Origin of the sequence: Komagataeibacter sp. SM21, assembly GCF_041402665.1 — a bacterium.
GTDB lineage: Bacteria > Pseudomonadota > Alphaproteobacteria > Acetobacterales > Acetobacteraceae > Komagataeibacter > Komagataeibacter saccharivorans.
In genome coordinates this window covers 2,469-16,049 of record NZ_JBGLOV010000029.1, presented here as the reverse complement: position 1 = coordinate 16,049, position 13,581 = coordinate 2,469, and the positions used below count along the sequence as shown (strand labels likewise).

The 13,581-nt window shown below is 63.9% G+C and carries 15 protein-coding genes; 13 read left to right on the top strand and 2 right to left on the bottom strand.

All coding sequences use genetic code 11. The features are described from left to right. Positions 1-238: hypothetical protein (locus ACBR42_RS15810; RefSeq protein WP_371208648.1), on the bottom strand; the 238-nt coding region annotated here is incomplete at its 3' end. Positions 239-343: 105 nt separating this feature from the next. On the opposite strand from ACBR42_RS15810, the gene ACBR42_RS15805 reads away from it, so the two are divergent. The 13 genes from ACBR42_RS15805 to ACBR42_RS15745 all read left to right on the top strand — a co-directional run bounded on the left by ACBR42_RS15805 (position 344) and on the right by ACBR42_RS15745 (position 12,733). Beyond that, positions 344-5,434 carry a lactate dehydrogenase gene (locus tag ACBR42_RS15805; protein ID WP_371208647.1) on the top strand — a complete coding sequence of 1,697 codons (5,091 nt, stop codon included), beginning with the start codon at positions 344-346 and terminating at the stop codon, positions 5,432-5,434. Between the two features lie 159 nt (positions 5,435-5,593). Beyond that, positions 5,594-7,402, top strand: a complete 1,809-nt coding sequence (locus ACBR42_RS15800; RefSeq protein ID WP_371208646.1) for a ParB N-terminal domain-containing protein — start codon at positions 5,594-5,596, stop codon at positions 7,400-7,402. A gap of 53 nt (positions 7,403-7,455) precedes the next feature. Then, a complete protein-coding gene (locus ACBR42_RS15795) occupies positions 7,456-7,713 on the top strand; it encodes a hypothetical protein (protein ID WP_371208645.1) in 258 nt (85 codons plus the stop codon). 653 nt (positions 7,714-8,366) lie between these two features. Next, a complete protein-coding gene (locus tag ACBR42_RS15790) occupies positions 8,367-8,990 on the top strand; it encodes a hypothetical protein (protein ID WP_371208644.1) in 624 nt (207 codons plus the stop codon). A gap of 84 nt (positions 8,991-9,074) precedes the next feature. Continuing rightward, entirely contained in the window at positions 9,075-9,392 is a 318-nt protein-coding gene (locus ACBR42_RS15785) for a hypothetical protein (RefSeq protein WP_007396067.1), read from the top strand. Between the two features lie 319 nt (positions 9,393-9,711). Continuing rightward, positions 9,712-9,993, top strand: a complete 282-nt coding sequence (locus ACBR42_RS15780; protein WP_371208643.1) for a hypothetical protein — start codon at positions 9,712-9,714, stop codon at positions 9,991-9,993. 1 nt (position 9,994) lies between these two features. Then, positions 9,995-10,177, top strand: a complete 183-nt coding sequence (locus ACBR42_RS15775; protein WP_371208642.1) for a hypothetical protein — start codon at positions 9,995-9,997, stop codon at positions 10,175-10,177. 18 nt (positions 10,178-10,195) lie between these two features. Continuing rightward, a complete protein-coding gene (locus tag ACBR42_RS15770; RefSeq protein ID WP_371208641.1) occupies positions 10,196-10,582 on the top strand; it encodes a hypothetical protein in 387 nt (128 codons plus the stop codon). A 62-nt stretch (positions 10,583-10,644) separates the two neighbouring features. Then, positions 10,645-10,881 (top strand): hypothetical protein, encoded by a 237-nt coding sequence (locus ACBR42_RS15765; RefSeq protein ID WP_371208640.1) that lies wholly within the window; start codon positions 10,645-10,647, stop codon positions 10,879-10,881. A gap of 122 nt (positions 10,882-11,003) precedes the next feature. Then, positions 11,004-11,828: a DNA/RNA non-specific endonuclease gene (locus ACBR42_RS15760; protein WP_371208639.1), complete on the top strand. Its 825-nt coding sequence runs from the start codon at positions 11,004-11,006 to the stop codon at positions 11,826-11,828. A gap of 10 nt (positions 11,829-11,838) precedes the next feature. Continuing rightward, a complete protein-coding gene (locus tag ACBR42_RS15755; RefSeq protein WP_371208638.1) occupies positions 11,839-12,090 on the top strand; it encodes a hypothetical protein in 252 nt (83 codons plus the stop codon). Between the two features lie 123 nt (positions 12,091-12,213). Next, complete coding sequence (locus tag ACBR42_RS15750) at positions 12,214-12,486, top strand: BrnT family toxin (protein WP_118963885.1); 273 nt, start codon at positions 12,214-12,216, stop codon at positions 12,484-12,486. Further along, positions 12,455-12,733: a DNA-binding transcriptional regulator gene (locus ACBR42_RS15745; RefSeq protein WP_003625676.1), complete on the top strand. Its 279-nt coding sequence runs from the start codon at positions 12,455-12,457 to the stop codon at positions 12,731-12,733. Before ACBR42_RS15750 ends, ACBR42_RS15745 begins: the two co-directional genes overlap by 32 nt. 201 nt (positions 12,734-12,934) lie before the next feature. Here ACBR42_RS15745 and ACBR42_RS15740 read toward each other — a convergent pair whose 3' ends face one another. Beyond that, complete coding sequence (locus ACBR42_RS15740) at positions 12,935-13,111, bottom strand: hypothetical protein (RefSeq protein ID WP_371208637.1); 177 nt, start codon at positions 13,109-13,111, stop codon at positions 12,935-12,937. Positions 13,112-13,581 lie beyond the last annotated feature (470 nt).

Sequence of the window (13,581 nt, the reverse complement as noted above, 5' to 3'; positions counted from 1 at the left end):
CCGGGTTAGCCCGGGGCGTGGCTGCGGAAAGCAGAAAAAAGCAGAACAGGAATACGAGAAAAAAGGACGCACCAGACCGGCGGGCCAGGCGCAAGGGGCTGGTCGGTTCGTGTCCTCGCCCTGACTGCTGCGCAGCACAGGCCTGCGGGTCGCCCCGATCCCGGCGCGAAGCGCCGCCCTTGCGCCCGTCCCCCCGGCCCGGTCGCGGGGGACGGGTGAAGAAAAGAGAAACCGGCACGCGGCACTGACCCGCCGGACCCTGACCCTTCCACTGACATCAATCCATCGCGGCAACCGTCCTGCACCGGCAGGGGCGGCTGTCCGCGCCTGCCCGGAGTTTGCCATGCGCGACCGATCTCACGCCCAGCTCAGCCTGTTCGACACCTCATCCCTCAGCAGCGGGGGCGCTGCCGACCTCTTCTGGGGTGAACTGGAAGGGGAGGAGGGGAGTGCGCCCCTGTCGGCATCCGTCCCCCTGAACATTCCGCGCACCGATTACCGCCTTGTCGGCCCCCGCCACCTGGGCGCGAACTGGAAGGATCGCGCGCGTGACAACATCGCGGCAATCCGCCTGCTGGGTGAACTGGAACGCGAAGACCGCGCGGCGACGACCGCCGAACAGGACCTGCTGATCCGCTTTACCGGCTTTGGCGCTGGCGACCTTGCCAATTCGCTTTTTCCGCACGGCGAGGATGGGTTCCGGGCCGGATGGGAGGATATCGGCCGCGCGCTGCATGGCAGCACGACCGATGCCGAAAGGGCCGGTCTCATGCGGGCCACCCAGTATGCCCATTACACGCCGGAGCTCATGGTGCGGTCGCTGTGGGACATGGTCATGCGGATGGGGTTCTCGGGAGGCCGGGTGCTGGAACCGGGCTGTGGCACCGGCCTGTTCATTGCGACCCGTCCCGAAAAGCTGGAAGGCAGGGTGGCCTTTACCGGCATCGAAAACGATCCCCTGACGGCACGGATCGCGCGCGCGCTCTATCCGAACCAGTGGATCCGGCAGGAGGATTTCACGAAGACCCTGCCAGGCGAGCGTTACGAACTGGCGATCGGCAATCCGCCCTTCTCCAGCCGCACGGTGCGCGGAGCCGACACGATCGGCCGGCTGCGCCTGTCCCTGCATGACCATTTCATCGCACGCTCCGTCGAGGCCCTGCGTCCCGGGGGCATCGCGGTGTTCGTGACGTCACGGCATACGATGGACAGGCGTGACGGCACGGCACGCACGCATATCGCCGGAATGGCCGACCTGCTGGGCGCGGTGCGTCTGCCGCAGGGAGCGATGAAGGACGGGGCCGGGACCGAAGTTGTGGTGGATATCGTTGTCCTGCGCCGCCGCATGGTGGGCGACGTGCCGGGGGATGAGGGCTGGCTGGAGACGGGCGAGGTGCCCGACAGCAATCATGGTAATGGGGCGCTGAGCGTAAACCGCTATTTCCTGGACCACGGCGAGCAGGTGCTGGGGGCGCATGAATGGATCACCACCCAGTTCGGCCCGGACTATACCTGCGCACCGGTCGCAGGGCTCATGCTGGACTGTGCGTTGCCCGAAGCCCTTGCGCGCATCGCCCCCGACATCCGCTTCCCGAAACCCGAGACCTGTGATCACACGACCCCCGCCCGGCGTGCGCATGTCGGGACGGCTGCCGATGGCGCGGTCCTGAAAGAAGGCAGCTACTACATCGAAAGCCGGGTGCTGCATCAGATCGTCGGCGGCGTCGGGGTCGAGGTGCCGGTCAGGAAGAAAGGCAGCACAGAGGGCATCTTCCACAAACATGCCCGGATCATCGAAGCGCTGGTTCCGGTGCGCGATGCAACGCGGGCGGTGCTGCGCGCGCAGATGGAAAACCGGCCCTACGGGCGGCTGCAGTCCGATCTGCGGCGTGCCTATACCAGTTTTGTCCGTCAGTTCGGCCCGATCAACCTGACGAACACCACGACCCGCATGAACGAGAAGACCGGCGTGGAGACCGAAACCCAGCGCCGTCCCAATCTCCAGCCCTTTCTCGACGATCCCGATGTGTGGCTGGTCGCCTCGATCGAGAATTACGACACCGAGAAACAGGTCGGGTCCATGGGGCCGATCTTTTCGGAACGGGTTGTCCATGCTCCGGTGGAGCCGGACGTGCAGACCGCCCTCGACGCGCTTGCCGTCTGCCTGCATGAAACGGGCGGCGTGGAAATCCCCCGCGTGGCGGAACTGCTTGGCCGATCCGAAGCGCAGGTGATCAATGAACTGGGGGATGCGATCTATCTTGATCCCGCGTGCCGCGCCGCGGGGCGCGATGTCTGGGTGACGGCGGACGAGGCCCTGTCCGGCGCGGTGCGCACGAAACTCCGCAAGGCACGCGAAGCGGCGCAGGACGATGCACGCTACGCACGCAATGTGGTGGCGCTGGAAGCGGTGCAGCCCGAAGACCTGCGGCCCTCGGACATTACGGCGCGGCTGGGTGCGCCGTGGCTGCCCGCATCGGATGTGAGCGCATTTATCGCCGAAGTGATCGGGGTGGAGACGACGGTGCGCCACACGGTCGAGGTGGCCGCATGGAGCCTTGATATCGCGCCGTTCCGGGGCAAGGCCGAGGCCACCTCCCTATGGGGCACCGAGCGGCGGCATGCCGGTGAACTCCTGCTCGATGCGCTCAACCAGTCGAGCCCGAAGATCTGGGACGTATGGCGGGACGCCGATGGCGAACACCGCGTGCTGAACACGAAGGAGACGGAAGCGGCAAAGGAAAAGCTGGCGACGATCCGGCAGGCGTTCCACAACTGGGTCTGGACCGATCCCGATCGCAGCGAGCGCCTCGTGCGTCTCTATAACGACGTCTACAACAATCTGGTCCCACGCCGGTTTGATGGCACGCACCTGACGCTACCCGGCGCCAGCACGGTTATCTCGCTACGCGCGCACCAGAAGCGTGTCATCTGGCGCATCATAGCCGCGGGCAGCACCTACATGGCGCATGCGGTGGGTTCGGGGAAAACCTTCTCCATGGTTGCCGCTGTCATGGAGCAGCGCAGGCTGGGACTGGTCAGCAAGCCGCTGATTACGGTGCCGGGACATTGCCTCGCCCAGATCGCGCGCGAATTCCTGATGCTCTATCCGACCGCGCGCATCCTGGTCGCCGACGAGACGAATTTCGAGAAGGCGAAACGCCAGCGCTTCCTGGCCCGGGCGGCGACGGGAAACTGGGATGCGATCATCATCACGCATGATGCGTTCCGGTTCATTCCCACGCCCAGCGATTTTGAATCCGCTCTGATCGCCGAACAGGTCGCCTCCTATGAGGAGCTTCTGGAAACGCTGGACAGGGACGACACCCTGTCGCGCAAGCGCGTCGAGCGCATGAAGGAAGGGATGGAATCCCGTCTTGAAGGACTGGCCACGCGCAAGGATGACCTGCTGCATATCGGCGAGATCGGGATCGACCAGATCCTTGTCGACGAGGCGCAGCTGTTCCGCAAGCTGTCCTTCGCCACCAACCAGTCCGATCTCAAGGGCGTCGATCCGAACGGGTCGCAGCGCGCGTGGGACCTGTTCGTGAAGTCGCGTTTCATCGCGCGGGACAATCCCGACCGCGCGCTTGTGCTGGCGTCGGGTTCCCCGATCACGAACACGCTGGGCGAGATGTATACCGTGCAGCGCTACATGCAGCTTTCCGCCCTGGAGGAACGCGGCCTGCATGAATTCGATGCGTGGGCTGCGAATTTCGGTGAAACCCGCACGGAACTCGAACTCCAGCCCAGCGGCCTTTACAAGCCGGTCACGCGGTTCTCCGAATTCGTCAACGTCGCCGACCTCATGGCGATGTATCGCAGCTTTGCCGACGTGGTGCTGCCCGACGACCTGCGCCAGCATGTGAAACTGCCCAACGTGCGGGGCGGCCGCCGCGAAATCGTGGTCGCGCCCTCCAATGACAGTTTCAAGGCATACCAGCAGACGCTGGCGCAGCGGATCACCGCCATCGAGAACCGGAGCGGCCGGCCGCAAAAAGGCGATGATATCCTTCTGTCGGTGATTACCGATGCGCGTCATGCCGGGATCGACCTGCGCTTCGTGGTGCCGGGCATGGAGAGCGATCCGACGAGCAAGCTCAACATCATGATCGCCAATGTGTTCAGGATCTGGCGCGAGACATCGGAGAACCGTTACACCGACCCCGAGACCGGCGCAGCTGGCGACCTTCCCGGTGCGACACAGATGATCTTCTCGGATCTGGGCACCGAAAGTGCTCTCGAGAAACGTGGCTTCTCCGCATATTCATGGATCCGCGACGAACTGATCCGACTGGGCGTGCCGCGCGAGCAGATCGCGTTCATGCAGCATTACAGGAAATCGGCGGCCAAGCAGCGCCTGTTCGCGGACCTCAATTCAGGACGCAAGCGCATCCTGATCGGCTCTACCGCGACAATGGGAACGGGCGTGAACGCCCAGCAGCGGCTGAAGGCGCTGCACCATCTCGACGTGCCCTGGCTGGTTGCCGACATCATCCAGCGCGAAGGCCGGATCGAGAGGCAGGGCAACCAGAACGACGAGATCGAAATCTACGCCTACGCGCAGAAAGGCTCGGTGGACGCGACCAACTGGCAGATGCTCGAACGCAAGCAGCGTTTCATCTGCCTTGCCATGTCCGGCGACCGCACCATCCGTCGCCTTGAAGATGTGGGCGCCGAAGCCAACCAGTTCGCCATGGCCAAGGCGCTGGCCTCGGGCGATGAGCGGCTGCTGCGCAAGGCGGGGCTGGAAGCGGAACTGGCCCGCCTCGAACGCCTCTATGCCGCCCATTACGACGACCAGTTCAATGTGAAGCGCGCGGTGCGGAACGCGGAAAAGGAAATCGCGGCGATGGAGGGGCTGATCCCGAAGATCGAGGCGGATATCGCGCGCAGGCATCCGACGCGCGGCGAGGCGTTTGGCCTTGAGACCGCGCGCAGCGTCATCACCGCGCGGGAGAAGGCGGGAGCCTATCTTCTCTCGCAGATCCGCATGGCCGCCCGCAACGGTGACGATGGGGAGTGGCGTCTGGGACGCATCGGTGGCTTTGACATCATGTGCGAAGCCCGCGCGACCTACTCGGTGGATAATCGCAAAAAGGAAGCGGATGTGACGTTGTATCTGGCACTCGAACAGGGTGGGGGTGCCGTGCATCTTGATGACGAGGTGAAGCCGCTGGGGCTGGTGTCCCGTATCGAACACCTGCCGCTGACATTCGAGGATGCGCTGCGCAATGCGATCAGCCGCCGTGACGGGGCACAGGCCCGCCTGCCCGCCTATCGCGCGCGGATCGGCACGCCGTTTGCGGAACAGGCGCTGCTTGAAGAAAAGCGTGAAGCCCTCGAAGCCCTTGAAGCCGATCTGGCCGCGACCGTCATGGAGACACCCGCCAATGACGACGCGGTGGAGGCGGTGACCGATCTGGCGGCCTGAGAAGGAGGGGAATGAGAATTGGGGAAAGGAGGGGGCTGCCAGAGGCCGCATCGCCGCGCAAGGCTCAGGCCGGGCGCGCTGCGCGCGGCCTTGCGCGGCGACGCGCCCCCCGACCGCCCTGAAGATGTCGAAAGACGGAATTCAGCAAAGGACAGGACCATGGAACTACGCGAGATCGACCCGAAGACCCTGCGCGCCAACCCGGACAATCCCCGCCGGGCGGCGCCCCCGGTCGAGGAAGACCGCAGGCTGGCGCTCAACATCAGGGCGGTGGGCCTGATCCATCCGCCGCTGGTGCGCGAAGGCGGGGATGGTGTGCTGACGATCATCGCAGGGCATCGCCGCGCACGGTGTTCCATCATGGCGAAGCTGAAGACCATCCCCGTCTTCGTCACAGGCGCCGATGAAGAGCTGGACGGCCTGGTGGCCGCGTCGGAGAACATGATCCGGCTGGGGATGAGCGAGCCCGACCAGTGGCGGGCGGTCAGCCGCATGCGCAGCGAACAGAAAATGAAGGAAACCGCCATCTGCAAGGCGCTGATGGTGACCCCTGCCTATCTCAGGCGGCTTGACCTGCTGGCACATCTGCACCCGCCGATCCTTGATGCGATTGAACTGGGCATCGGTCCCGATGATGATGCCCGCAAGGCCATCGCAAAGGCGTCTCCCGACGAGCAGGCAAGGGTGTGGGCCGAAATCTGGGCAGAGAGTGCTGAAGAAGGGCAGGACCCTGCCGATTACCGGATGACGGTGGAGGATGGCCAGCACATGGACTGGGATGATCTGGCCCGGGCGTTCTCGATCGCGGCGTTCTATGCCCGCGATGCGCGCTTCGACGACGCCACTGCCAGACGGCACGGCATTGTCTGGGAGGAGGATCTTTTCGGCGAAGGGGGGCAGGACAACCGCTATACCAGCGATGCCCGTGCCTACGCGGCTGCCCAGCGCGAGGCCATGGAGGCGGGCCTGCCTGCCAATGGCCATATCACGCCGACTGATGATTACGGATATCCGGTCCTGCCCGAGAACGCCTATCCCGTGCAGGCGTGGCATGAAGCAGGTGAAGATGACCAGATCGCGGTTTTTCTCCATCCCGTGACGCTCAGGGTTGGCGAGAAGGGTTTCCGGATACGCCTGAATGTGTCCGCGACCAGTCGGGCCAGCGAAAGCCCGGGACCGGTCGTGGAAAAACCGCGTGAGAGGCCCGACATATCAGGAACGGGTCTGAAGATGATCGGGGAGATCCGCACGCTGGCCCTGCACCGGGCGCTGGATGGGGCTGCTGATGCCGTCGACCCATGGGATCTTGTAGGCGCTCTCCTTCTGGCGTTGGGTTGTGGCAACGTGACGGTGAAGAATGACACCAGCCACATCGCCTATCACCAGCCCACCGCCCGCGATAATGCGCTGGCCGCGCTGTTTCCCGAGGGGCATCTGGTGCGCGACCCGGCGCTTATGCGCCATCATGCGATGACGGTGGTGCGGAGCATCGCGAACTGCGATGTCAGCCCGTACGACGGCAGCGGCCCGCAGGCGCTCCTGCTGGGCATCCTGTTCGGCGCGGACAGCCATATGCCCAATATGGCGGTCGAGGACTTCCTGAAAACGTACAGCAAGGCCGGGATCACCCGGGCCGTGCAGGCCGAGGGGCTGCCTGAACAGGCCACGGGCAAGCTCATGCGCGCAGCCCTCATCAATCATGTAGGCCCCGGGGGGCACTGGGTTCCTGACGTCGCGGGCTTTGCCGGGGCGCCGGTTGCGTGGAAGGAGAAGCTGGACCGGCAGCGCGGGGCCGCGGCCCGGATGGTCGCCCTGGACGCCGAACTGGAGGCGGACGAAACGCATGAGGACGCCGGGGGCGCGGCTGACGCCGTCGCTGGCGCGATGCAGGTGGACGAAGGCGAGGCAGACATGACAGCGCTGCCCAATGCAGCGACGCCCGAACCTGAAATGGCGTTGGCTGCATGAGGAAGGGGCGGACAAAGCCGTGCGCGTCGGTCCGCAGGGACCGACGCTACAGGGTGGCGACCTGCTTCTGCGGGAGGCCGGAACCATGGGCGCAACTCTCTTTTTGCGGGCAGACACTCGGGCTGCTGCCCGATCATGAAACCGCGTGGCGGTGCGCGGACCTGCACCGGCAATGGATCCGCATGGAGCGGCCCGCCAGTGAGTGGCTGGCGCTCGTGTTCGATGCGCAGCTTCTCCTGCGCAGGCGGCTTGAAGGCGAGGGCTGGCTGGGACCGTCCCGCCATTGCCCGCCGCAGGCTCTGGCGGCATAAGAAACCGGGGCCGCCTGACGAGGACGGACGAAACATCCACGCAGGCTACGGCGCGGGATGTCGCGGCCCCCATTCATCGTAGCCGGATATGACATCCCGGGGGGCCGTGATGTCATGTCCTGAACTGAGGGGAAACCATGATCGTTCTGATTGTGGTGGACCGGAAGTGGGTTAAGAAGCTGCTTCGCACAGCGAAGAAGGCCCTCCAGGCGGCAGCCACCGTCCTGAAGGGCCTAGCGGATTAATTCACTTCCACCACACGGCCGGGGGGTATTCTTTGACCGGATGCCCCCCGGCCACGGGCTCAGATTAGGACATTCCGGCTACGATTTTCAAGGGGCGCGACACCTTCCGGTGCCGCGCCCCTTCCGTTTTGCGGAGCACGAAACCGCAATGTCGCCCCAATGGGAAAAAGGGCGGGGCGCAGGACCATGTCGCCGACCCGCACGATATTGCCGAACCCCAAAAACACGAAACGCAGGAAAGGGAAGGCGCTGCCATGGCGTGCCGGTCGCGGCCAGAGGTTGCGCTTCCCCATGCTCGCGATGCTGCGCGTGGGTCCAGTGCCGGCGCAGGGCGCCGCTCTGGTCCCGACCGGCACGCCATGGCCACGCGCGAAACATCCGAAACAGAAATAAAGAGAGAGCACGGTCATGCCCGTACTGATCCTGAACGCCATTCCCGCTACCCGCACCATTGGTCGGTGGGGCGCTTCGACAAAGAGCGAAATCACGACCAGTCTGGTTCCGCCACGGCGCATTACGGCGGCGACCGTGCCGGATGTCGCAAATCAGGTCATTGCTTTTGGTCGGCATGTTGCGGCGGAATGTCCCCGACAGTCCTTTGTGGTTTTTGCCCGGATGGCACGGGGGCAGCGCAAGCCGCGCGGGTTTGACGCGGCCGCACGGGCGCAGGAACTCAACTGTGAGTCCTGGCTGCATGTGACGCTGGAACATCCCGTACCGCATGCCGATGGCCCGGGCGTGTCTTCATGGGGCAGCAAATTCACGCCGTTCTGTCTGGAAGGGCATGCCCCTGTCTGGCCGGGTGAGGGACCGGCGTATCTGGAAACCATCGCGCAGCGTTCGCTGGGATTATACGGCTGGATGCGCGCGATTGCTTTCCGGCTGGCCCGGCTCACGGGCCGCGAGCAGGATCCCGCGGAGACCTGCACGCAGGACGCGCTGCGCGCCGCCTATGCGCGAAAACTTCATCCCTTCGACATGGCGACCGAAATTGTCGCCATGGACCGGGCGGCCCGAAGCGTTGCCGCCTGAGCCATCGCCTGCGGCCATGTCCGCCATTGCACATCACTGTACTGGCCCCGCCCGGCGGGGCCGTTTCCGTTGAGGGAGAAGTCCATGTCCGCCACCAGCCGCGTTGAAATGATCGCAGGCTACCGCCTTGAGATTGCCACCGTCCGTGACGGCGTCCTGATCCGCACGCCCGGCATCTTTCCCGTCAATGCGCGCGAATGGCATGGCCCGTACGCAGATGAGGCCGCCGCACTGGTCGATTTCCGGACGCGCGTTGCGCGGCCGCGCATTACGCCCGAACGCCTGCGGCAGTACAGGAAGCACGGTTATTACGGGATCGTGCGGGGCGTGGAAGTGATCCAGCGCCGCAGCCCGTGGACCGGTGCGTCCGAACTGACGCCGTTCGAACTCGTGGAGGCCTGATCCACGTCCTGCGATGCTGCTCCGTGCCGTTTTGGACACAAATCATCCTGAGTGCCACGGGGCCTGCCGCGTCCTTTCCGCGAGCCTGCGCGAGATGGAAATCGCCAGAAATCCGCGTGATCCCCAGCCCTGCCCGAAGCTGAAAGGCAGGAAAAAGGAAAGGGAAGAGAGGAAAGAAATGAAAAAAGAAAAAGGCGCTCTCATAGGGCGTCGGTCGCGGCAAGGGTTCGTCGCTACCGCTCCCGGCTGACGCCGCCCTTGCCACGCCCGCCCCCCGATGAGGGCGCGATCAGGTCAGAAAAAACCTGAGGAGGCGAAAATGGCAGAGAAAACAGCGAAACTGATGGCCGGAAAGAGCCGGGACGCCGAGCCCGTGACGTTCGGGAAGCTGTCCATCCATGACCGGTTCCGGTTTGCGGCCGCTCCGCTCGGGACGGTCTACCGCAAGGAAGCACGCGCCCATTATACCATCGCAGGCCGCCCGCCGCTGTGCCGCATATCCCGTGACGCGCTGGTCATACCCGTGCCCGATGAGGCGCGGGACGCTACAGGGGCAGTCAGGCGGCTCCCGTCGCGCCGTCGCAGCACGGGAGGGCGGTAAGATGAAAGCGTTCCTGAACTCCCCGCTGTTCCGCGACATCAAGGACGGGCTGGGCGCGCTGCTTACGATCCTCTGCCTGGTCGTGGCCATGCTGTTCATCTGCGTGGGTCCTTCTTTCCTTGCAGGCATCACCGAGGACGGCCCGATCAGGGATACGCACCGTTTCATCGTCGCCCGACATTGAGCGGGCGAAGGAAAACCCATGTTCAGACAGTATCATGCCGGGCGATGGTTCTCGTCCGGCGACAATCCGCTGCGGGTCGGCCCGATTGCGGCAGGGAGCATCTACAGGCTGCCTGCCAGCCTGCGCTGTGGCGCGGTAGAGCGCTGGATCGTCGAAGCCTTCCTTAATGGCGTGCAGACCGCCGCCAGACGCGATCCCGCGACCGGCCGCTGGGAAGACCGCTTCATTTCGGGGCGCTCCGATCGTGCCGTGATCCGGCGTCTCAGTGACGGATACCGGCAGGAAATCCCGGTCCGTGTCCTGCTTGCCTGCGACGCGCGGCAGGGCGTTTCGGCTTATCCGCGCCTTCCCGATGTCCGGCGTTTCCATGCGCACTGGCGCGCAGGTGCGTCGTCCCATCCCTGACCATTGCCCGGCATGGGCGTTCAGGCGCCGCCAGGGGCAGCGCCGCAACAGGAAACAGGAATATGAGCCAGACTACACATCATGCCCCGGTTGCCCATCTGTTTGCCGCACCGGTTTTTCACCGCAGTGCGTCGGTGGCGCGCATGGGTGCTGCGCGCGGGCTGCTGCGCGAAAAAGCCGATCTCGAAGTTGGCGCACAGGCGACCTCGATCCCGGCGCCCGTCCGTGCGGCATTCCGCAGGCGCGCCTCTCAGGCCGGTCGCAAGGCGATGACGATGCTGCGCGATGCGTCCTTGTGATACGTGCGCAATCCGGCGCGCAAGGCCGCCGCGTCAGCTCACTTGTACGCCCGGCCCCCATGCGGCATGATCGCGGGAAATGCGCCGGGACATCCCTCATCCAGACACGAAGGAAACGCAGCATGTTGCGTGATATCATGCCCGCCAGTGCGCTCGCGCTGAGCCTGCTGGCGCTGCCCGCCTGTCCCGCGCATGCGCAATCCGCGTCATGCCCCGGTTTCGGTGTCGGGGGGCAGCTTCCGGCCCTGACCAATCCGAAGCTCACGCCGCGCACGACCCTGCTGTGTAACGAGGCCTATGCGTCGCTGAACTCCGGTCTGGTGCATGAACCGCTCTGGTCCGCCGAACATCTGACGCGCGACGATATTGCGCGGGCCCGTGAGCTGGGGCGGGTGACCGATCGCTTTCATGCCGATCCCCGCCTGCCGCCCGGCGATGGGGCGACACTCGCGGATTACCGTCGTTCTGGCTATGACCGCGGCCATATGACGCCGTCGGGCGAAGCGCCGGACGTGACAGCCCAGGAAGAAACATTCTCTTTAGCGAATGTCGTGCCCCAGACCCCGGAACTCAATGAAGGGATATGGGCTGGCGTGGAAATGGCGGTGCGGGATCTCGCCTCGCGTGAAGGCGATCTCTACGTGGTGACCGGTCCGGCGTTCCATGGCAGCACGCAGGGGATCGGGCGTGATGTAATGGTTCCGACGTCCACATGGAAAGCGGTCTATGACCCGGTCAGCAAAGGCGCGGGCGTCTATGTCTGCAGGAATAATGAACAGCCCACATGCGCGGCTGTGAGCGTTGCGACGCTGATCCGTGTTGTCGGCGTGGATCCGTTTCCGGCACTGTCCGATGATGTGAAGGCCACCATGATGACCCTTCCCGCACCACAGGCCAGTCCGTACCGGCCCCGTTCACACCAGCCGTTGCACATACAGGAGGCATGAGGAGAGAGACATGCCATTCACACCATTTGACGATCAGGGCGAGAGCAGCACGATTGGCGGGCTTACCGTTGAAAACGGGAGCGACCGGATCGCGGTTTACGGGCAGATGTCCATCACCCGGGACCGCAGGGGGCTCGATGACGCGCGAGCGCTGAAGGACGTGCTGGACGCCATTGTCGAGGACCTGGAGCGCCAGCCTGATCTTGCGCAGGAAATCGGGACAGGGCTGAATACGCATCCGGTCCGTAATCCATTTGCCTGATACCGATGTTTTTTGGCTATCCGGCATATGAGGTTGATGGCGACCTGTCGAAATGGCCAGAATTTACGGGATTACCGTAGTTTTCGCTTTGCAATAACTACGGTAATCCCGTATTATCGTCTCATGGATAACAGGTTTGACCCCGCAAAAGACCTGGCCAACAAAAAAAAGCACAAGCTGTCTCTGGCCTTTGGCGATCGTATTTTCGAGGACGATAATCACCTGATCTTGCCCACCATCCGCGTTGAGGATGAGGAGGATCGCTACAAAGTGGTTGGCGTCGTGGGCGAGAAGCTGTTCACCGGTGTGTTTGTCTGGCGGGACGATCTGCCCCGCTTCATTTCCGTGAGAAGGAGCAACAAAGGTGAAGAGAGAGCATATCATTCTGCCTGCTGATCCGGCGGATTCCGAAGACCGCGCGGTATCCATCGAAGGCATGGAGCGTGGGCAAAGGGCGCGGTTGATCCGTAAAACCCGTAATGATCTCGGTCTGTCTCAGGTCGAATTTGCCAGCCGTTTCCGCGTTCCTGTCGGCACGTTACGGGACTGGGAGCAGGCACGGGCGATGGCCCCCGACTTCGCTGTAGCCTACGTTCGGGTCATCGGACGGCACCCCGATATGGTCGCTCAGGCGGTGGCCTGAACTGCCTTCCCAACGAGCAGGGGATACGGCCATCAACCCCAAACGCCGGATAACCTGTTTTTCATCCGGATCGTGCCTCGGTGGCTCGTCGTGCGGTCCATCGGAAGCGGGCACGGGGAGCTGACGCCTCCTCAACCACCCTGACACGCCTGCGGCGTATCAGGGTGGCCCGTTGCGGGGATTACGGCCGCGCATCCAGCTTCAGTGTGACAGTGTCCCGGCCAGGGCGCCAAGACGGCCTTTGGCCCCGCTGCGCGGCTTCGCGACCCTCGCGGCACCTTTGCCGTCCCGCGCCTGCCGCAGGGCGTTGCCCCGCGTCAGGCGCAGGCCGACCGGCTTGCTCAGGCCGCTACGGTCCTGACTCCCTGTCCGTGCCACCGTCTTGCCCGGGGGCAGGATGTGGCTCAGAAAAACGCCTCCATCCCCTCCACTCCCGTCACCGTCACGGGCGCTCGCCGCCCCGCACCCCGGCAGGATATGGTCTAGTAAAACGTCACCATATCGCGCTGTCCGCAAGGTATCCGACGCCTTTTTTATTATATTTAATTGGTGTTTATTGGTTATTCCTGCACGTTTACTGTTGCGCAAGATCCAGTATTGATGTAGTAATATTCATGTAAAGGGGACATCAGTTGTGTCCTGCTCCCGTTATCTCCGGTAAAAAGGATTGGCTTTCCATGAAATACCAGCGTTTCCGGCTTTCCGATCAGGACCGCACCAAGATCGTCTCAGGTGTTTCATGCGCGGCCCTTCTGGAGAAAAACGGCTATCTGCTCGACAAGGCGAAAAGCACGCGCAAGTGCCTCAAATATCGCAACGGAGCGAGCAACGTCATCGTCAATCACGAG